The sequence below is a fragment of the Plantibacter sp. CFBP 8798 genome (assembly GCF_014841195.1).
Lineage (GTDB): Bacteria > Actinomycetota > Actinomycetes > Actinomycetales > Microbacteriaceae > Plantibacter > Plantibacter auratus.
Genome location: NZ_JACYTS010000003.1, coordinates 754,918 through 774,604 on the forward strand (window position 1 = coordinate 754,918; position 19,687 = coordinate 774,604).

A 19,687-nucleotide genomic window follows, 5' to 3' on the forward strand; every position below is an offset into this window, starting at 1 on the left:
ACGCATGGACCCTCGTCAGGCACGAACCCGCAGTGCCCTTCGCGACGCGATCCACACCCTCGCGGCGGCGAAGCGCATCGATCAGGTGACCGTTGCGGAAGTGTCCCGGGTGGCGGGGATCACCCGCGACACCTTCTACCGTCACGCCGCGACGCCCGTCCACCTGCTCGCCGACGTGCTCGGCGAGGAACTGGATGAGACGCTCCAGGCGCACGCCGATCTGCCGGCGCACAGCGACTCGACGCTGAGCGTCTTCGACGAGTCCGAACGCGACCTCCTGCGTCACGTCGCCGAGCACGCGACGATCTACCGCAACGCCATGCACCCCCGGCTCATCGGACCCCTGCGTGACGCGCTCACCGAGCGGATCGAGCAGGCGCTCGCGCACCACCTCGACCGACACCCACACATCGCCCCTCCCCGCGAGGACGGCATCACGCCGGAGCGACACGTGCGCATGCTCGTGGCCTACGCCGGCGCCGGCACCGTCGCGGCGATCGAGGAGTGGCTCCGGTCCGGCGACCTCGACGACATCGACGCCGCGGCCCGCACGGTCATCGCCGCCTCCCCCGCCTGGTGGCTCGGCCGCGCCTGACCCAGGCGCCTGTGCCTGGGTCTGGGCCTGACGCCAGCGCGGTGCGCTGACGCGAGCGCGGGTCCCTCACGTGAGCGCGCCCCTCCGGAGACCCGCGCTCACCTACCCTGGGTGCGCTCACGCCAGCGCACCGCGCTGGCACAACGGCCTCATGCGCGACATATGTCGGTGTAGGCATATCTGCACTGTGGATAACCCGGGCGGCCTCTTCGACCGCCCGTAGCGTCGAGGGATGTCAACGATCTCCTCACCTCGAACCCTCTCCACACTCGCACTAGCGGTGGGACTCCTCGCGCTCACCGCGTGCACGGAAGTCGAACCGGCTCCCCCTCCGAGCAGCACTCCGCCGGTCTTCGAGAACGAGGAACAGGCCCTGGCTGCGGTGACGGAGACGGTCGGTTCCTTTGTCACCGTCGTGAACACAATTGGCGCCGAAGGCGGACAAAACCCAGAACGGCTCGACCACCTTCTCGCGCCCGATCTGAAGGAAGCAGAGACCGCAGGATTCGTAGACATGGCCGCGAAGGGCTGGAGAACCACAGGCGAAGCCACCCTTCGGCGCGTCGAGCTCGCTCAGTGGTGGCCTCGGCCCGACGCTGTCGGTGTGATCGCGGTTGCTCAAGCGTGCATCGACTACACCGGCGTCGATGTTCTGGACTCCGGCGGAACCTCAGTCGTCAATCCAGAGCGAGATCAACTCCGCTCAACAGAGCTTCAGCTCACCGCAGCGGACGGGGACGTGCTGATTTCCACGAAGAAGCCTGTCCCGGAAAGCGAGATCTGCTCATGACCAGAAGGCTCGCTACGGTACTCGCACTGATCGCCGTTGTATCACTCACTGCTCCGGTCACGTCGGCGTCTGCAAACAGCTGCACCGAGGTGGACTACATGAATGGCGCTTGTATCGGCAACGGCTCGGTCGACATCGGGGGCACGATCGAGCAACCCGGATCGGGCACCGGCGGTGGGTCCGGTGGCGGAACGGGCGGAGGCGGTGGCGGCGGCGGCTCGGCCGAGCTTCCTCCCGGCGTGACCGACGGGCCCAACGGTGAACGGACCGTCTGCAGCCTCATGCGGCCGGACGAGTGCTACACCTTCACCCCCGGCGACCTCGGCACCGACCTCGAAGCAGCACCGGCGGCCCCCGTCACGATCCGCGACGTCACAAGCTTCGCCCCCGCCGCACCCACCGTCACCACCGAACCCACCGCCTGGGGTGTCCGAGGGCTCCACACCAACGTCATCGCAGCTGCTTCCGGCCACACCCGCACCGGCACCCTCTTGGGCCAGGTCGCAGAGGTGAACTTCATCCCCGTCGGATTCACCTTCGACTACAGCGACGGCGACACGACCACCACCCGGACCGGCGGATCCTCCTGGGCCACCCTCGGACTGGCCGAGTTCTCCAAGACCCCGACCAGCCACCGCTACACGACGGTCGGGACGAAGACCATCACCGTCGAAGTCGAGTACGCCGCCGAATACCGCATCGGCGACAGCGGGTGGCTTCCCGTCGTCGGAACCCTCTCGATCCCGACCGAAGAACCGCACACGGTGCAGATCGTGCGCAACTCGACCGTCGGCGTCGACAAACCCTGCCGCCCCGGCAAACCAGCCATCGGGTGCTGACCGCCTGACCGGAACCGTGCTCGAGCTCGGTCCCGATCAGATGAGCCCCTCGCGACCGCCCGACACCCAGTTCGGGTCGGCGGCCCGCGGACCGCTCACCTGGTCGGCGTAGGTGTCGATCTCGGCTCGGATCTCATCCGTCAGCTCCACCTGGAACGCCTCGAGGTTCGCGTGCAGGTGCGCGACGCTCCGGGTGCCGGGGATCGAGACGACCCTTGCGCCGAGCTGTTGTCCTCGGTCGTGCACCCAGGCGAGCGCGAGCGCCTCCGCGGTCGTCCCGAGGCGGTGAGCGAGGGTGCGGAAGCGGGCCGCCAGTTCGAGGTTCGCCGCGAGGTGCTCGGGCTGGAAGCGCGGGAAGTTCGCTCGCGTCCCCCCGAGCGGCACCGTCTCGGCCGTGAAGTCCTCGGTGAACAGCCCGCGCGACAGCGGCGAGAACGCGACGACCGTCACGCCGAGCTCCGCCGCCGTCGGGACGACGTAGGTCTCGATGTCGCGACTCACGATGCTCCACTCGGACTGGATCGCGGCGATCGGGTGCACGCCGTGCGCGCGGCGGAGTTCGTCGCCCGTCGCCTCGGACAGACCGACGCGGAGCACCTTGCCGGCGGCGACCAGTTCGGCGAGCGCCCCCACCGTCTCCTCGATCGGGATGTCGGGGTCGACGCGGTGCTGGTAGTAGAGGTCGAGGTGATCGGTGCCGAGGCGGGTGAGCGTCCCGTCGATCTGCTCGTGGAGGTGGGCGCGGTCGCCACGGATCCCTCGTTTGCCGATGCCGCCGCCGGTGACGATGCCCACCTTGGACGCGAGGAAGACGTCGTCGCGGCGCCCGGTCAGGTACCGGCCGAGGAGTTCCTCGCTCCGACCGTCGCCGTAGACGTTCGCGGTGTCGATGAGGTTCACCCCACTCGCCTGGGTGGCGTCGAGGATCGTGGTCACATCGGCGTCCGCGATCGCCCCATAGGTGCCGGCGATGGACATCGCGCCGTACCCGATGGCGCCGACCTGCGCGGCGGTGTCGCCGACCCCGATCGTGGTCGAGGGCAGCGCGGTCGTGGTCGGCTCCGTGGCCAGGGGTGCTTCGCTCATGGATTCACCGTACGGCGTCAGGACAGGTTGGACGTCCGGTTCGTCACGCGGTGCAACGTCAGACGCGCGAGCCGGCGCGGGCGGCGAGTGCCTGCAAGAGCGCGGCGGGTTCCTCGGGGTCGTCGATCGTGATCGCGAACTGCTTGCCCGAGGTGCTCGTGACGACGAGTCCGGGGCCGGAGCGCAGCACGACGGCCGAGCGGCCGGGCATGATCCGGTACCCCCAGCCGCCCCAGTCCATCGGGCGGATGTCGGTGGCCTCGACGACGTCGACCTGGTCGAGGGGGATGCGCTTCATCGGGATGCCGAAGAGCGATACGACGCGGAGGCCGCGCCAGTCCACGCTCACGCGGAGGCGGATGAAGGAGGCACACAGGAGGGTCGCGACGGCGAGGATCGACAGACCGAACGTCGCGACGCCCGACTCGCCGCCCAGCAGGACCGGCGTGTAGGCGACGGCGCCGATCGCGACGAGGGCGAGGGTGAGCCAGAGGAACAGCAGGGCCGTGACGCTCCGACTCCAGGCACCGACCTCGGTCTCGCCGAGGTCCATCGGCGCCGGTCGTGCAGCGGCACCGGCGAGCAGCGGCTGAGCCGGCAGGATCACGGCGGGGATCACGCCCCAGAGCGAGCACGCGGCAAGCGGGACGATCCACCAACCGAGGACGGCACCATCGACCGATCCCGCCTGCACGGTGAGCCACGTGGGGATGATCCACACGGACGCGGCCGACCCGGCGGCGATGCCGATGAAGAGGATGATCATGCGCTTGGTGCGCATGTCCGGCTTCGGCAGGGCGAGCAGGATGATGGCTGCGATCGCGGCGACGGACGCGATGATCAGCGTCACGAGGAAGACGCCCGCGGCCGGCAGGGAGTCGTCCGGTGCCCCGGTGCCCGACCAGTGCGAGGCGACGTCGACGGGGATCGCATCGCCCCAGACGAGCCGGGTGAGTGCGATCGCGATCGCCGGGACGGCCATGGCGAGGCCGGCGAGCAGGATCCGTCCGCGCGCAGGTGCTGCCGGTGGCGGCGTGGTGGTGGTGTCGTGCATGTGCTCCCCCTGAGCTGCTGAGGTGGTCTGATCGTCGGCGTCGACCGACGTGGTCGCGAGGTGGGCGCCGGAGCCCGTCAGGTGCGTTCGATCATCCGGCTGAGGTCCGTCGGCGAGATCCCGAATTTGCGCGCCTCGGTGACGAGCTGGGCGACGAGTTCATTGACCCGGACGAGGCCCGGTGCTGCATCCTCGTTCACCCACGCGCCGCGGCCCTGTCGCATCCCGATGAGTCCGTCGTCGCGGAGCTCTCCGTAGGCGCGAAGGACCGTGTGCATGTTGATCTGCAGTGCTCGGGCGAGGTCGCGGGCAGGCGGGAGGCGCTCCCCCGGTGCCAGCGCGCCCGTCGCGATGCCGGAGCGCACCTGCACCGCGATCTGCTCGGCGAGCGAGACCGCGGAGGTGGGATCGACGCGGAACAACATGTTTGCAATGGTACTAGAACAATGCCGCCCGTGCCCACGACATCTGTGGGGTTGAGGTCCGGCGCGGTGCGCTGACGCGAGTGTGCGCCACTCGGCGCGGGCGCACCCCACAACCGCGAGCGCGCCCCTCCAGAGACCAGCGCTCACGTCGGAGGCCCGCGCTCACGTCAGCGCACCGCGCTGGCCCAAGCCGCAGCAGAGGAAGGAGGACCGGTCAGAGCTCGACGACGTGCACGGCGATGTCCGCGGCCGCCAGGCGCTCGAGCTCGTCGGGGTCGGCGGAGGAGTCGGTCACGAGGTCGTGGATCTGCCCCAACTCGGCCATGCGCGCGAGTGTGACCCGCCCGACCTTCGAACCGTCGGCGACCACGATGACCCGCTGCGCGTGTAGCACCATCGCCAGGTTCGTCCGCGCCTCACGCTCGTCGTGCGTCGTCGCTCCACCCTGCGCACTGATGCCGTCGGTCCCGAGGATCGCTGTACCCACGTTGATCGCGCTGAAGGTGTTCTCGGCGAGCGCCCCCACCGCCTCGAACGACGAGGAGCGCACCAGGCCTCCCGTCATGATCACCTGCAGGTTCGGCCGGGAGGCGATCTCGGTCGCCGTGGTGAGCGAGTTCGTCACGATCGTCAGTTCCGCCCGGTTGCTCAACTCCTTGGCGACCGCCGCCGTGGTGGTGCCACCACTCAGGGCGATCGCGTACGGTCCCGCGGGGATCATCTCCGCCGCGCGCAAGGCGATCCGACGCTTGGCCTCACGGAACTGCGTGTCGCGGAACCGCACGGGCACTTCGTCGCGCGACTCCACCGCCCGAGCGCCACCGTGCGTCCGGAGGACGAGGCCCAGGTCGTCGAGGTCGGCGAGGTCACGACGGATCGTCGGGGCCGACACGTCGAGCCGGGTCGTGAGGTCGTCGATCGAGACGACGGCGTCCTCCGCCGCGAGGAGCGCGAGGATGGCGCGCATCCGCTGACTGCGTTTCCCGGACGGAGCGTGTCGCGAGAGCTCGGCTGCGGTCGGTCCTCCCACGGCGAACCCTTCCCTCGTCGCCGACGGCTCTGCTCAGCGAAAGTGATCATTTCAATCGATTTCCGATCAAGTTCTTGCTCGGTTCGATCACTGTAGTCGATGATCACTCCATGACACGAGTGACTTTCATCGGGGCGGGCAGCGTCGTCTTCACCCGCCAACTCATCGCCGACCTCCTCCGCTACCGCGAACTCGCCGGCCTCGAGATCGTGCTGCACGACATCGACCCCGAACGCCTCGCGGTGGCCGAGGGCACCGCCCGCCACGTCGACGAACGCCTCGACGGCCGGGCGACGATCTCGGCGGAGTCCGACCGTCGTCGCGCCCTCGCCGGCGCGGACTTCGTGATCAACATGGTGCAGGTCGGCGGCATCCGCGCGACCGTCTCCGACCTCGAGATCCCGGCGGCCCGCGGTCTCCTGCAGACCATCGGCGACACCACCGGCGTCGGCGGCGTCTTCCGCGCCCTCCGCACTTTCCCGCTGCTCTCGGCGCTGACCGCCGACATGCGGGAGATCTGCCCCGACGCCCACCTCCTGAACTACACCAACCCGATGGCGATGAACATCTGGTGGGCATCGGTCGTCGCCCCCGACATCAGCGCGATCGGCCTCTGCCACAGCGTGTTCTGGACGGTCAACGACCTCTGCGAGCTCGTCGGCGTGCCGATCGAGGGCACGAGCTACCGCGCAGCCGGCGTCAACCACCAGTCGTGGTTGCTCGAGTGGAGCCACGAGGGCCGCGACCTCTACCCGGCCCTGCGCGACCGCATTCGCGAGGACCCGGAGCTCAGCCGCCGCGTTCGCGTCGAGATGTTCCGCCGCATCGGCTACTACCCGACCGAGACGAGTGAGCACTCCTCCGAGTACCTGTCGTGGTTCCTCCGCTCCCCCGAGCAGGTCGAGCGTTTCCGCCTCCAGCCACTCGAGTACCTCGGCATCAGCGAGGAAAACGTCGCGGAGTTCGAGGCGACGAAGGCCGCCCTCGCGGCCGGGACCCCGCTGACGCTCGAGGACGAGGTGAGCGAGTACGCGCCGCAGCTCATCCACTCGCTCGTGACCGACACCCCGCGACTCATCCACGGGAACGTCGTCAACCGCGGCCTCATCGACAACCTGCCGCAGGGTGCCGTCGTCGAAGTCCCGGTCCAGGTCGACGGGAACGGCATCGCCCCGCAGCCCATGGGCGCCCTGCCCGTGCAGTGCGCCGCACTCAACCGCCCGTACGTCTCCGTCGCGGAGCTCACGATCGAGGCGGCCCGCACCGGCAACCCGACGCTCATCCGGCAGGCGGTCCTCATGGACCCGAACGCCTCGTCCACCCTCACGCCCGAGCAGATCTGGGAGCTGTGCAACGACCTCGTCGCCGCGCACGGCGAGCTGCTGCCGGAGCCGCTGCGGGAGATCATCCCCGCCGACCGCATCTGACCGACCCGAAGCACCGCCGAACCGATTCCTTCCCGAACGATCGACACAGGAGACGACCACCGATGTTCCCACCCCGTTCCACGATCCACGCTTCCACCTCACCGCACGCCCGCCGCGCACGTCGCCTCATCACCGCGACCGCCGTCCTCGCCGTCGGAGCGCTCGCGCTCTCCGGGTGCGCCGGCGGATCCTCCGGTGCCACGACGCTCGACAAGGACGCGAAGGTGAAGCTCACCTTCTGGACCGGGCAGGCCGACGCCGCCCAACAGATCCTCACCGGTCTCGTCGACGACTTCGAGAAGCTGCACCCCAACGTGACCATCGACGTGTCCTCGGGCGCGCCGTCCACGGAGGACCTCCTGCAGAAGCTCTCCGCGAGCTTCGCGGGCGGCAACTACCCCGACGTCTCGTACGCCTTCGGCTCCTGGGCGAGCCGACTCGAGGCGTCCGGCCGCACCCTCGACATCACCGACCAGGTGGCCGAGCCCGACGTCAAGTGGGACGAGTTCTCCGAGGCGGCCCGCAAGACGGTGCAGCCGACCGGCGAGAAGACGATCGGCTTCCCCGCCGTGGTCGACAACATCTCCCTCCTCTACAACACGACCGTGTTCGATGCGGCCGGCGTCGACTACCCCACGGCCGACTGGACCTGGGATGACTTCCGCGAGGCGTCGAAGCAGCTCACCGACCCGGCGACGAACACCTACGGCTACGCGTACTCGGTGTCGGGCAGCGAGGAGACGACCTGGCAGTTCTGGCCGCACCTCTGGCAGAACGGTGGATCGATCATCTCCGACGACGCCAAGACGGCCGAGTTCGCCTCGGATGCAGGCGTCGACGCACTGACCTTCCTCCGCGACATGGCGGTCGAGGACAAGAGCGTCTACCTCGACCAGACCGACACGAAGTTCGGCGACCTCTTCGCCAGCGACCGCATCGGCATGATCACCTCCGGTCCGTGGCAGCTGTCGACGCTGCAGACGAAGGGCACGAAGTACGGCGTCACCGTCCTCCCCGGCACCGACGGCGACCACCAGACCGTCTCCGGTCCCGACGTCTGGGCGCTCTTCGACCACAAGGACAAGAACCGCGAGTACTGGGCGTACGAGTTCACGAAGTGGCTCACGGACTCGGAGCAGGACCTCAAGTGGAACGTCGCCTACGGCAACCTCCCGCTGCGCTCGAGCGAGATCGACACCCCCGAGTTCCAGGCGCAGGTGGCTCAGCTGCCCGGCCTCGACGTGATGGCCGAGAACGGCGTCAACGCCAAGCAGGCTCGTCCGACGGTGCCCGGCTACGTCGGCCTCTCGGAGGCCATCGGCAAGGCGATCTCCTCGGTGCTGCAGGGCCAGGGCGACCCGAAGCAAGCACTCGAGGATGCCGCGAAGACCGCCGACGACGCCCTGGCGGAGGACTGATGTCCACGGTCGCCGGACGCGACACACGTCCATCGACGGAGCCGAAGCCGGAGCGTGCCGAGCGCGCTCCGGCCCGGCCCCGCCGTTCCGGACGACGGTTCCGCGACAGTCTCACCGGCTGGGGCTTCGTCGCCCCGGCGATGTTCATCGTGCTGGGCCTGTCGATCTTCCCCGCGATCTGGGCGTTCTTCCTGTCGCTCCAGAAGTGGGACGGGTTCAGCGAGCCGGAGCAGGTGGGGCTGGAGAACTACGCCAGCATGATCGGCAACGACGAGTTGCAGGCGGCCGTCGTCCACACGGTCGTCTACACGCTCCTCTTCGTCCCCGCGTCGCTCGGCCTCGGACTCTTCCTCGCCGTCGCGCTCAACCGCCGGATCCGCTTCATCGGCGTCTACCGCACGGCGATCTTCGTCCCCTTCGTCGCCTCCGCGGCCGCGACCGGCATCCTCACGACGTACCTCTTCAACCCGCAGTTCGGCCTCCTCAACACCGTGTTCCGGTTCCTCGGACTCCCGGCGCAGGGCTGGCTCGAAGACCAGGGGCAGGCGATGGTCGTCATCACGATCATGTCGCTCTGGGGGCAGGCCGCCTTCACGACCGTCATCTACCTGGCGGCCCTGCAGGACATCCCCGCCGAACTGCTCGAGGCCGCACGGATCGACGGTGCGAACGCCTGGCAGTCGTTCTGGCGCATCACCTTCCCGCAGCTCGGGCCGGTCACCGTGTTCGTCGCGATCTGGCAGTTCATCCAAGCGATCCAGCTGTTCGACCTCGTGTACACCACCACGAGGGGCGGCCCGCTCGGCGCCACCCAGACGATCGTGTTCTACCTCTGGGACGCGGCGTTCAAGCAGTTGCAGTTCGGGTACGGCTCCGCGGTCGCCTACGGGCTGTTCGTGGTGACACTCATCGCCACGATCGGTGTCGTCCTGTACTCCCGCCGTTCCAACGTGGAGGCATTCTGATGACCGTCCTGACCACCCCACCACGCGGCGACGCCGCCACCGGCAAGTCGTCCGTGACCGCTCCACCCGCCGAGCGACGCGCACGCCGGCGGTTCAGCCCCTGGCACCTCGTGCTCGCCCCGATCGCGATCATCTTCGCCATCCCGTTCGTGCAGATGTTCATCACCTCGGTGACGCCGGAGTCGGAGATCAACACCTATCCGCCCCGCATCCTCCCCTCGCACATCACCTTGGACGGGTTCGCGAAGCTCTTCTCCGAGTCGAACATCCTGCTCTGGCTCGGCAACACGGTCATCGTGTCGACGGTCGCGGTCCTGTCCCACCTCGTGCTCTGCTCGCTCGCCGGCTACGGGTTCGCGCGGTTGAAGTTCCGCGGCAAGACGATGGGCTTCCTCATGATCGTCGCGACGATCATGATCCCGACGCAGCTGCTCATGATCCCGACCTACATCCTGTTCTCCCGGATCGGACTCATCGACAGCCTCGGGGCGGCGATCGTGCCGTGGCTGGCGTCCGCGTTCGGCATCTTCCTCATGCGGCAGTTCTTCCTGTCACTGCCGGCGGAGCTCGAGGAGGCCGCGCTCATCGACGGCTGCACCCGCCTCCAGGTGTTCTTCCGGGTGATCCTGCCGCTCGCGAAGCCCGCGCTGGCGACGCTCGCGATCTTCACCCTGTTGGGCTCGTGGAACGACCTCGTCTGGCCGCTCATCGCGATCAACAACGACCAGGCCTTCACGCTGCAGCTCGGCATCACGAACTTCCAGGGCGCGCGCCGCACGGACTGGGCGCTCCTCATGGCCGGCAACGTCGTCGCCACGCTCCCGCTGATCGTGTTCTTCCTCTTCGCCCAGAAGCAGTTCGTGGCGACCATGACCTTCTCAGGCCTCAAGGGGTAGGCACCGATCCCGGCATGGCAGGATCACGTCCATCGTCGCGCGCGTCGAACGCTCAACCAACATCGCTACCTCGCAACTCCCCCTCATCATCTCGACCCACCCCAGGAGCAACCCGTGTCCATCACCACCATCGTCGGTTCGGAAGCCACCGTCCGCGAGATCACCCAGCAGCCCGACGTCTGGCTCGAGGCGTCGACGGGGATCGCCGCCCGCCGCGAGGAGATCGACGCGTTCCTCGCACCGCTCCTGGCACGACCCGAGCTGCGCATCGTCCTGACCGGGGCGGGGACCTCGGCCTTCATCGGCGAGATCGCGGCACCGACTCTGACCCGGACGCTCCGTCGCCGGATCGACGCGGTCGCGACCACCGACATCGTCTCCAACCCGCAGGAGTCGTTCGCCGAGGACGTCCCGCTGCTCCTCGTGTCGTTCGCGCGCTCCGGCAACAGCCCGGAGAGCGTGGCCGCGACGGAACTCGCCGATCAGTCGCTCGCCGAGGTGCACCACCTGGTGATCACGTGCGACGAGACCGGCGAGCTGTACCGACGCCACCACGACCGCGCCTCGTCGCTCACCGTCCTCATGCCCCTGCGGTCGAACGACGAGGGCTTCGCGATGACGTCGAGCTTCAGCTCGATGCTGCTCTCGGTCCTCCTCATCCTCGGCGGCACTGACGACGCCGCGGTGCAGGCGCTCGCGGCCGGAGCGACGACGATCCTCGACCAGCGCGAGGTGGACATCCGCGCCCTGGCCAACGAGGGGTGCGAACGCGTCGTCTACATCGGCAGCGGCCCGCTCACCGGTCTGGCCCGCGAGTCGGCGCTCAAGCTGCTCGAGCTGACCGCCGGACGGATCGTCACCTACTACGACTCGGCGCTCGGGTTCCGTCACGGACCGAAGGCGGTCGTCGACGACAGCACGCTCGTCGTCGTCTACCTGTCGTCCGATCCGCACACGCGGCGGTACGACCTCGACATCGTCGCCGAACTGCGCGCGACGCTGTCGCCGGAACGCGTGATCGCGATCTCCTCCGAGCCGGTCGCCGACGCCACGGCGTACGACTGGGTGCTGCCCGAGCTCGCCGGCCTCGACGACGCGCAGCTCGCGATCGGCTACGTGCTCGTCGCCCAGCTGCTCGGCCTGTCGTACTCGCTCCAGCTCGGCGCGACCCCCGACAACCCTTTCCCGAGCGGCACGGTGAACCGCGTCGTGCAGGGCGTCCGGATCCACGAGTTCGACGGCGTCGACGACGCTCGGAGTGTCGCCGCTCAGCTGCAGGAGCAGTAGTCGTGGCGCGGTACCTCGGCGTCGACGGTGGCGGGTCGAAGACGGCCTTCGTGCTGCTCGACGACGCCGGACGGGTGCTCGCGGAAGCGAGGACGGCGAGCTGCTACTACTTCGACGAGGGGATCGAGCTGGTCGGTCGCATCCTCACCGAGGGCGTCTCGGAGGTGTGCCGGCAGGCGGGCGTCACGACCGCCCACATCGATCAGGCCTTCTTCGGTCTGCCCGGGTACGGCGAGGTGAGTTCCGACATCGCCCACCTCGATGCGCTGCCGCGCGACGTGCTCGGACATGACCGGTTCTCCTGCGACAACGACATGGTGTGCGGGTGGGCCGGATCGCTCGGCGCCGTCGATGGGATCAACGTCATCAGCGGAACCGGCTCCATGACGTACGGCGAGCGCCGTGGCCGCGGGCACCGGGTCGGCGGGTGGAGCGAACTGTTCGGCGACGAAGGGTCGGCGTACTGGATCGCCGCCCGGGGCTTGAACGCCTTCACGCGGATGAGCGATGGTCGCCTGCCGCGCGGTCCTCTCGTCGACCTCGTGCGGGCGAGGGTCGGGATCACGAGCGACCTCGATGTGATCGACGTCGTCATGAACCGCTGGAAGGGTCAGCGCGGCCGGATCGCGGATCTCGCGAAGACGGTCGTCGCTGCGGCCGAGCAGGGTGACGAGGTCGCGGCGCGGATCCTGGCCGACGCGAGCGGGGAGCTGGCGGAGATCGTCGAGGCGACCCGCGTGGAGCTCGGTTTCAGCGGCGACGAGGTCGTTCCGGTGTCGTACTCGGGCGGGGTGTTCTCCGCTGAGCCGGTGCGGTCGGGTTTCGAGCAGGCCGTCGCGGCGCTGCCCGCCCGGTACGAACTCCGGACCCCGCTCTTGGGTCCGGCGATCGGCGCCGCGCTGTACGCCGCGAAGCGCGCCGGGTCGCCGCTCTCGCCCCAGGCGCTCGAGGTGCTGCGCTCCCGGTAGCCCGCTCCTCCGCCCGCCGTCGCCATGGGCCGGCGCGGTGCGCTGACGCGACCGCGGGTCTGACGCGTGAGCGCGGGTCTCCGGAGGGTCGCGCTCACGCGCGCGGGGCGCGGTCACGCCGGTTGCGCAGCGGCCACGCTAGTTGTGCAGCGGTCACGTCGCGTACACCGCACTCGCGTCAGCGCACCGCGCTGGCAGCTTCCCGGGGTAGGGCACTTGACCCTCACGCGGCGTGAGGCTTTAGCGTCGTCACCATGACGATCACGATCCTCGACACCGCCAGCGGCATGCGTTCCGTCCTCGATGCACCGGAAGCCGAACGACCCGCGCGACTCCGCGCCATGCTCGAGCCCGTCGCCGACATGTACCGGTACTTCCCGGGCGAGGTCGACCTGCTCGCCATGCACTCGATAGGCTCGGGGTTCCCGATCGATCGGAGCCAGGATCGGGTCGTCGATGCCCTCGACCGACTCGTTGCAGCGGACGCGTGGGGACGAGTCTCGCGGGCACTCGACGCGGCGATCGCCACCCAGCTCGACGCGGTCCCGACCCTTGTCGTCCCCGACATCACCGTCCTGCTCGTCCTCGGCGACCCCGACGACACCTACTTCATGGAGTCGATCCGCGGGTTCATCGGCAACGGCAGCGCGACCGGGTTCATCTCCCTCGTCCTCTGGCCGACGGAGGAGAACCTCGCGCGCCTCGAGGCGGCCGCCGTCCACGAACTCAACCACAATCTGCGATACGCGCCGGGCGGGGTGGTGTGGGATCCGGCGGCCGTCGTGGTCGGTGAGCAGGTGGTGTCGGAGGGGCTCGCGGACGCGTTCGCCCGGCAGTTGCACGGACCGTCCGGCTACACGCCGATCGGTCTCGCGCACCTCGACGACGACGCGGTGTTCGACCGGGTCGTCGAGGGTCTGGACGTCGGCGGGATGCAGCACTTCGTCTCGTGGGTGCACGGTGACGAAGCCGCGCTGCGATACGGGGGCGAGCCGGTCGGTCTGCCGATGGGTGCCGGGTATGCAGCGGGCAACCGTCTCGTCGACGCCTACCTGTCGGCGACGGGGACGACCGCCGCCGAGGCGCTGCACGTTCCGAGCGCGACGATCATCGAGGTGGCACTCCGCGAGCTGGGCTGAGGCGGATCACTGTCACTCCCAGACGGCGGTCTCGGGGTCGACACCGTGGCTGCGCGCATTCGCGTCGATGACCTGCGAGAGCCACGCGGCGAGGCCGGGTTCGATCCGGTCGTAGGTGTCGGCCATGCCGGGCTCGGTGAGGGCGAGGCGACCGATGATCACGTGCATGGACGGCGTGCAGTGGAAGTACTCGCTGAGGGCGGCGCGATACCGTTCGGCGAGGGTGTTCGCCGTCTCGCTTCCGGCGACGACGCCGGCGCGCTTGGCCTCGGCGAGTTCGTCGACCAGGTCGCGCATGGGCCCGACCAGCGCCCGCCAGTCGTCCGGCGTGCGGGTCGCAGACCGTTCGGCGTACTCGGCCCACTGCGCGGAGTCACCCCAGCGGGCGCGGGCGGTCTCGGCCATCGTGGGGTTCCAGTCGTCGCCGAACACCGCTTCGTGCTCCTCCTCAGGGACGAGCACGCCGACCTCGTCGGCTTCGAGCAGGCGGTCGACGGACCGGGCGACGGCTTCGAGCCGGGCGATCGTGTCGGCGAGCTCGCGGCGGCGCTGCGTGAGCTCAGCGCGTCGTTCCGCGGCCGGTGCGCTGAGGAGGGTGGGGATGCGTGCGAGCGGGACCCCGAGGTCGCGCAGGAGCACGACCCGGCGGAGTCGGGCGATGTCGACGGACAGGTACGAGCGGTAGCCGCTCTGGTTCCTTCCGGACGGTTTCGCGACGCCGATCTCGTCCCAGTGGTGCAGCGTCCGCACGCTGACCCCGATCTCGGCGGCCGCCCGACCGACGGTCACGCCACCCTCGGTCCTCCCGTGCTCGTCCATCCACCCAGCATCGCACCCGGGCCCGACCTGCGTCCTCTGCCTGCTGCCAGCGCGGTGCGCTGACGCGAGTGCACCCGACCCGGCGTGGGCGCGGCCCACACCAGCGAGCGCACCCCTCCGGAGACCCGCGCCCACGCGCCAGACCCGCGGTCAGCCCCAGCGCACCGCGCTGACACCGGAACCGAACTCGCTAGGGCGGTGCGCTCACGTGAGTGCGCCGCACTCGGCGCGAGTGTGCACCTCCCGGCGTGACCGCGCCCGACACACGCGAGCGCACCCCTCCGGAGACCCGCGCCCACGCGCCAGACCCGCGCTCACGTCAGCGCACCGCGCTGGCACCACCACCACACACCGGGCGAGCCCGACCGGTGACGCGAACGGCCCCGGGAGCAGTGCGCTCCCGGGGCCGTAGGACCTTCAGTCGGTCAGGCCGCCCGGCGACGCGCACGCATCGCGACGAGGACTCCACCGAGAAGGACCAGCAGGACCCCCGCACCGATCGTGCCGAACGGCAGCTCGGTACCCGTCGTCGCGAGCGCCCCACCCGACGCTGAACCGTCGACGCTCGTCCCGTCGGCCGCGACGATCCGCACCTCGGTCCAGCCGATGAGCGAGCCGTCCGCCGCGTACACCGCGACCCGGTGGTCGCCAAACGTCGCGTCGGCCGGGATCGTCGCCAGCAGGTCACCGGCGGCGTTCGTCGTGCCGGCGGCGATCCGCGCCGGCGTCGAGTACAGCCACACCTCGACGGCCGTCGCGGCGAAGCGGTCCTCGAGGCCGACCGTCACGGTCTCGCCCCGCCGCACGGTGTCCGCGAGCGTGATCGCACCGCGGTTGGCCTCGGTGAGGCTCGTCCCGGGCAGTGGCGTGACCCCACCGGTCGGGGGCGTCACGGGCGGCGTGGTCGTGCCTGGCAGCGACCCGAGACGCAGGGCCTCGGAGGCGTAGCCGTCGGCGAACCAGTACACGGGACGCTTGCCGTCGACCGACAGGGAGGCCGGCGCGGTCGCGAAGCCCTCGTTGTTGAGGTCGGGCAGGCCCGCCGGTCGCTCGACCTGAGCGATCCCCGGCTGCTCGGTCCCGTTCAGCGTGATCTGCGCACCGGTACCCGCGCAGCCGTCGTCGCACACGGCCCACAGCACGCCGAGCGTCGTGTCGTAGTCGAGCGCCATGACCGCCGGGAGGCCCGGGTCGATCGTCGAGATCAGCGTGGCCGAGCCGTCGGCGTTCAGTGCGAACGCGTACACGTCGCCGGTGTCCTCGACGCCGACGAAGAACAGTCCGTCACCGTGGCCCGCATAGTTCGCCGGGTCGTACGTCGCCTTCGTGTTGTCGTCGAAGAGCTTGCCGGCGAGGTCGCCGTCGGCCACCCACTCGACGGCCTCGACACCGAGGTTCGCGCCGACCGTCGGCAGCAGGGCCGTGAGGTCCCACTCCTGCGACGCGACCACATCCGGGCCGGGCGCGTTCGGGTCGACCTTCAGCACGGCGTTGAGCGTCGTGCCCTTCACGCTGTTGTCGCGCTCGACGCCGACGTAGACGGAACCTGCGCCGTCGACGGTGATGCCCTCGGTGTCGGGGCCGGCAGCGGAGGGGTTCGACGCGTCCTTCTGGAAGCGGGCGCGCTTGCCGTTCTCCCAACCGTCGACGAACGAGACCGAACCGTCGGCGGCGATCGCGAGCTTCCAGAACGAGCCGGTGCCGTTGTCGACGGCCCAGAGGAACGCGCCGTCGGCGGTGACCTGGGTGTCGAGGCCGGAGCTGTCCTCGAGGAACATCGGCGTGGTGTCGAGCACCGTCACGTCGGGCGATCCGGGCCACGGACCGACCGGGATCTCACCGGCGCAGACGTTGGCCGTGCCCTTGGTGGCCTCGGCCGTCGCAGCGAAGGCGCCGGTCGCGTCGGGGCAGCGTCCCCAGGTGTTCGCCGGGTGCCCCTCGCCCCAGGTGGTCGAGTCGAGCAATGCGTCGCCCTCGAACAGACGGACCGTGTCGCCGCCGCCGAGCCCGAAGCCGAGGGCTGCGCGCTCGATGACGAGGTAGCCGCCGGCCGCGATGCTCGTGCCGGTGGGGATGGCGTAGGCGTGGGTGTCGTCGTCGTCCTTCACGACGATGCCGGAGACGTCGAGCGCGACGGTCGTCGGGTTGACGAGCTCGATCCAGTCGTCGGGCGAGCCGCCGTCGGACTCGACCTCGTTGATGCGCACGGGGTTGCCGCAGGCGTTGCGCAGGCCCTTGGTGGAGACGGCGGTGTCGACGAACTCGCCCGTGCCGTCGGGGCAGCGCGCGAAGACGCCGTCCGCGTGGGCCGCGTAGGTGTACTCGGCGACCGTCGCGCCGGCGGCGTTCCGCACGGTGGTGGTGTCGCCGTTGCCGAGCCCGAACGCGAAGTTCACATTCTGGTCGAAGACGAAGTAGGCGCCGGGCTCGAGGATCGTGCCCGCGGGCAGCGGGGTCGTGTCGGCGGCGTGGCCCACCGGGTCGTTGTCCATGAGCGTCCAGCCGGAGATGTCCAGCGCGGTCGCCTCGAGGTTGACGATCTCGACCCAGTCGGTCGTGTCCTTGTTCGACTCGACCTCGTTGATCGCGACGTTCGGGAGGACGCAGTCGTTCGCGGCACCCTTGGTGATGCGTGCGAGCGTGAAGTCCCCTTCACCGTCGGGGCAGCGGGCGAGCGTCGCGGCGATGAAGTCACCGTCGATGGCCGCGTGGCCGCTCCACGTTCCCGAGCGGTCGATGAGCGTGCCGGTCGCGTCGAACAGGCGGATCTCGTCGGCGCTGCCGATGCCGATCGGCTCGCGGAACGCTCCCTGCGTCTCGGTGCCGCCGACCAGGCCGATCGTCGCTTCGTCGACCACGAGGAACTCGCCGGGGGCGATCGACGTGCCGGGCAGGAACTGCCAGCGGTGGTCGTCGGAGTTGTCGCGGATCTCGTAGCGCGAGATGTCGAGCGCCGTCGTGCCGGGGTTGAAGAACTCGACCCAGTCGGATGGCTGCGAGTCGATCTCGTTGATGCGGATCGCGCCGTCGGTCTCCGGGACCTCGGGTGCGGTGAAAACGTTCGCGGCGCCCTTCGTCGACTCGGTGGTCTCGGCCCAGCCGGCGCGGTCGGCGGTGACGCCGTAGGTGACCGGCGCGTGTGCGGTCCACGAGTACTCGTCGGCGATCGCGGCGGTCGGGTCGAACAGGCGGACCGAGTCCTCCTTGCCGAGGCCGAACCCGAGCTGGTCCTCGTCGACGACGAGGAACGCACCGGGCTGGACGACGGTGCCGGCCGGGAACGCGTAGGGCTTGTCGTCCTTGTTGTCCTTCACGACCCAGCCGTCGAGCGTGACCGCGGTCGACGCGGTGTTGGTGAACTCGATCCAGTCGCCGGGGACGCCCCCGGAGGACTCGATCTCGTTGATCTGGAGCCCCGGCGCTGGGGCGGCGATGGCGGCGGCGGGCGTCGCGATGAGGGCGGTTGCACCGATGGCGCACGCGGCGGTCATCGTCAACACACGGGTGAGGCGGGGCATGGGTCTCCAGGGCACGAAGGGACGGGGATCGTGTTCCATCCCATCGGCGCGGGGTGGCCGGGTGGAGGAGCGGCGGTGACCGGGAGGTGAACGGCGGGTGGCTTCCCAGGCGGGACGTGCCACGATCCAGCAGATCGGACGCAGCGACCAGGACTACGCTCACCCCATGACCGACGACGCGACCACCGACACCGCTCCGCGCGCAGACCTCACCGGCTGGGTGCGGACCCCGTTCACCGGCGGCGGCGTCACGCACGACCGCTTCGAGAAAGGGTCCGGGCCGGGCGTCGTCCTCATCCCCGAGCTGCCCGGACTCACGCCCGAGGTCCTCGGGCTCGCGGAGCACCTCGTCGCGGAGGGCTTCACCGTCGCGATCCCCTCGCCGTTCGGGACGCCCGGGCACGAGGGGACCCTCGGCTACACGCTCGCGAGTGTCAGCAAGGTCTGCGTCTCCGCCGAGTTCAAGGCGTTCGCGACCGGCGCCCACCGACCGGTCGCCGACCACGTCCGGGCACTGGCCGCCGACCTCGCGGCCCGCACACCGGGCCCTGGCGTCGGCGTCATCGGCATGTGCTTCACCGGCGGATTCGCGCTCGCGGCGGCCGTCGACGAGCACGTCCTCGCCTCCGTCATGAGCCAGCCGTCCACGCCGTTCCCCGTCAGCCGGGCCCGCCGCATCGACCCCGGGATGTCCGCCGCCGAGTTCGACACCGTCGCGGCCCGTGCGGCTCAGGGCTCGGTCTGCGCACTCGGTCTCCGCTTCAGCGAGGATCGGGCCGTCCCGCGGGAGCGCTTCGCGACCATCGCGGCCACGCTCGGCGACGCGTTCGAAGTCATCGAACTCGACTCCTCCCCCGGCAACGCCGCCGGCTTTTCGAAGACCGCCCACTCGGTCCTCACCGGCGAGGTCCGCGAACGCGACGGCCACCCGGCGTTCGAGGCCCGCAAGCGCGTGGTCGCCTTCCTCCGCGAACGACTCGCGACACCGATCACGTCGGCCTGACCTTCCCCGACGACGGTCGCGCTGCGATCATCGACTCCATGACCTCGACACGACACGATCGCGCGACACCGAACCTGCCGTCCCGCAGCTTCGACGCGACGGAGACGTTCTACTCGGCGTTCGGCTTCGAGCGCACGTTCCGAGACGAGGGCTGGTTGATCCTCGTCCGCGGTGGTCTGCAGCTCGAGTTCTTCCCCGCACCCGACCTCGACCCGGCATCGAGTAACTTCATGTGCTGCCTGCGTGTGGCCGACGTCGACGAACTCTACGACGCCATCCGACGTTCAGGAGTCCCCGAGGCGACCGTCGGCGCGCCTCGCCTGCATCCGGTCCGGATGCAGGATTGGGGACTCCGGGCCGGATTCCTCATCGACCCGGACGGCACGCAACTCACCCTCATCGAGCAACGCGACTGATCCGCGACGGCG

The 19,687-nt window shown here is 69.8% G+C and carries 18 protein-coding genes; 12 read left to right on the top strand and 6 right to left on the bottom strand.

Annotated elements, in window-relative coordinates:
* The first annotated feature begins 4 nt into the window (after window positions 1-4).
* From IFU30_RS16115 to IFU30_RS16125, 3 genes are all read left to right on the top strand, one after another.
* Window positions 5-595 carry a TetR/AcrR family transcriptional regulator gene (locus tag IFU30_RS16115; RefSeq protein WP_079706583.1) on the top strand — a complete coding sequence of 197 codons (591 nt, stop codon included), beginning with the start codon at window positions 5-7 and terminating at the stop codon, window positions 593-595.
* Between the two features lie 232 nt (window positions 596-827).
* On the top strand, window positions 828-1,385 hold the full coding sequence (locus IFU30_RS16120) for a hypothetical protein (protein ID WP_139382510.1): 558 nt from the start codon (window positions 828-830) through the stop codon (window positions 1,383-1,385).
* 98 nt (window positions 1,386-1,483) lie between these two features.
* The gene (locus IFU30_RS16125; protein ID WP_192006039.1) at window positions 1,484-2,224 is read left to right on the top strand and encodes a hypothetical protein; all 741 of its coding nucleotides are present in this window, start codon (window positions 1,484-1,486) and stop codon (window positions 2,222-2,224) included.
* A 36-nt stretch (window positions 2,225-2,260) separates the two neighbouring features.
* Here the strand turns inward: IFU30_RS16125 and IFU30_RS16130 are convergent, their stop codons facing one another.
* The 4 genes from IFU30_RS16130 to IFU30_RS16145 all read right to left on the bottom strand — a co-directional run bounded on the left by IFU30_RS16130 (window position 2,261) and on the right by IFU30_RS16145 (window position 5,819).
* Window positions 2,261-3,310: an aldo/keto reductase gene (locus tag IFU30_RS16130; RefSeq protein ID WP_192006041.1), complete on the bottom strand. Its 1,050-nt coding sequence runs from the start codon at window positions 3,308-3,310 to the stop codon at window positions 2,261-2,263.
* A 58-nt stretch (window positions 3,311-3,368) separates the two neighbouring features.
* Entirely contained in the window at window positions 3,369-4,364 is a 996-nt protein-coding gene (locus IFU30_RS16135; protein ID WP_192006043.1) for a hypothetical protein, read from the bottom strand.
* 77 nt (window positions 4,365-4,441) lie between these two features.
* The gene (locus IFU30_RS16140; protein WP_137244023.1) at window positions 4,442-4,789 is read right to left on the bottom strand and encodes a GntR family transcriptional regulator; all 348 of its coding nucleotides are present in this window, start codon (window positions 4,787-4,789) and stop codon (window positions 4,442-4,444) included.
* Window positions 4,790-5,003: 214 nt separating this feature from the next.
* Window positions 5,004-5,819 (bottom strand): DeoR/GlpR family DNA-binding transcription regulator, encoded by an 816-nt coding sequence (locus IFU30_RS16145; protein ID WP_342450883.1) that lies wholly within the window; start codon window positions 5,817-5,819, stop codon window positions 5,004-5,006.
* Window positions 5,820-5,929: 110 nt separating this feature from the next.
* Between IFU30_RS16145 and IFU30_RS16150 the strand changes: the two genes are divergently transcribed.
* From IFU30_RS16150 to IFU30_RS16180, 7 genes are all read left to right on the top strand, one after another.
* Window positions 5,930-7,246, top strand: a complete 1,317-nt coding sequence (locus IFU30_RS16150) for an alpha-glucosidase/alpha-galactosidase (RefSeq protein ID WP_192006046.1) — start codon at window positions 5,930-5,932, stop codon at window positions 7,244-7,246.
* A gap of 62 nt (window positions 7,247-7,308) precedes the next feature.
* Window positions 7,309-8,664, top strand: a complete 1,356-nt coding sequence (locus IFU30_RS16155) for an ABC transporter substrate-binding protein (protein ID WP_079706575.1) — start codon at window positions 7,309-7,311, stop codon at window positions 8,662-8,664.
* Window positions 8,664-9,629, top strand: coding sequence for a carbohydrate ABC transporter permease (locus IFU30_RS16160; RefSeq protein ID WP_192006048.1), 966 nt, complete (start codon window positions 8,664-8,666; stop codon window positions 9,627-9,629). The genes IFU30_RS16155 and IFU30_RS16160 overlap by 1 nt, the downstream gene beginning before the upstream one ends.
* On the top strand, window positions 9,629-10,525 hold the full coding sequence (locus IFU30_RS16165) for a carbohydrate ABC transporter permease (RefSeq protein ID WP_192006050.1): 897 nt from the start codon (window positions 9,629-9,631) through the stop codon (window positions 10,523-10,525). Before IFU30_RS16160 ends, IFU30_RS16165 begins: the two co-directional genes overlap by 1 nt.
* 114 nt (window positions 10,526-10,639) lie before the next feature.
* Window positions 10,640-11,812 carry an SIS domain-containing protein gene (locus tag IFU30_RS20960; RefSeq protein WP_192006052.1) on the top strand — a complete coding sequence of 391 codons (1,173 nt, stop codon included), beginning with the start codon at window positions 10,640-10,642 and terminating at the stop codon, window positions 11,810-11,812.
* Window positions 11,813-11,814: 2 nt separating this feature from the next.
* Complete coding sequence (locus IFU30_RS16175) at window positions 11,815-12,780, top strand: BadF/BadG/BcrA/BcrD ATPase family protein (protein WP_192006054.1); 966 nt, start codon at window positions 11,815-11,817, stop codon at window positions 12,778-12,780.
* Between the two features lie 254 nt (window positions 12,781-13,034).
* A complete protein-coding gene (locus IFU30_RS16180; RefSeq protein WP_192006056.1) occupies window positions 13,035-13,919 on the top strand; it encodes a DUF2268 domain-containing protein in 885 nt (294 codons plus the stop codon).
* Between the two features lie 12 nt (window positions 13,920-13,931).
* Here IFU30_RS16180 and IFU30_RS16185 read toward each other — a convergent pair whose 3' ends face one another.
* Both IFU30_RS16185 and IFU30_RS16190 read right to left on the bottom strand, forming a co-directional pair.
* Window positions 13,932-14,738, bottom strand: a complete 807-nt coding sequence (locus tag IFU30_RS16185; protein WP_192006058.1) for a MerR family transcriptional regulator — start codon at window positions 14,736-14,738, stop codon at window positions 13,932-13,934.
* A gap of 425 nt (window positions 14,739-15,163) precedes the next feature.
* Window positions 15,164-18,256: a lamin tail domain-containing protein gene (locus IFU30_RS16190; protein WP_192006060.1), complete on the bottom strand. Its 3,093-nt coding sequence runs from the start codon at window positions 18,254-18,256 to the stop codon at window positions 15,164-15,166.
* Window positions 18,257-18,422: 166 nt separating this feature from the next.
* Here IFU30_RS16190 and IFU30_RS16195 point away from each other — a divergent pair, with 166 nt between their 5' ends.
* The gene (locus IFU30_RS16195; RefSeq protein WP_192006062.1) at window positions 18,423-19,259 is read left to right on the top strand and encodes a dienelactone hydrolase family protein; all 837 of its coding nucleotides are present in this window, start codon (window positions 18,423-18,425) and stop codon (window positions 19,257-19,259) included.
* 38 nt (window positions 19,260-19,297) lie between these two features.
* Window positions 19,298-19,675 (top strand): bleomycin resistance protein, encoded by a 378-nt coding sequence (locus IFU30_RS16200; RefSeq protein ID WP_124767467.1) that lies wholly within the window; start codon window positions 19,298-19,300, stop codon window positions 19,673-19,675.
* Window positions 19,676-19,687 lie beyond the last annotated feature (12 nt).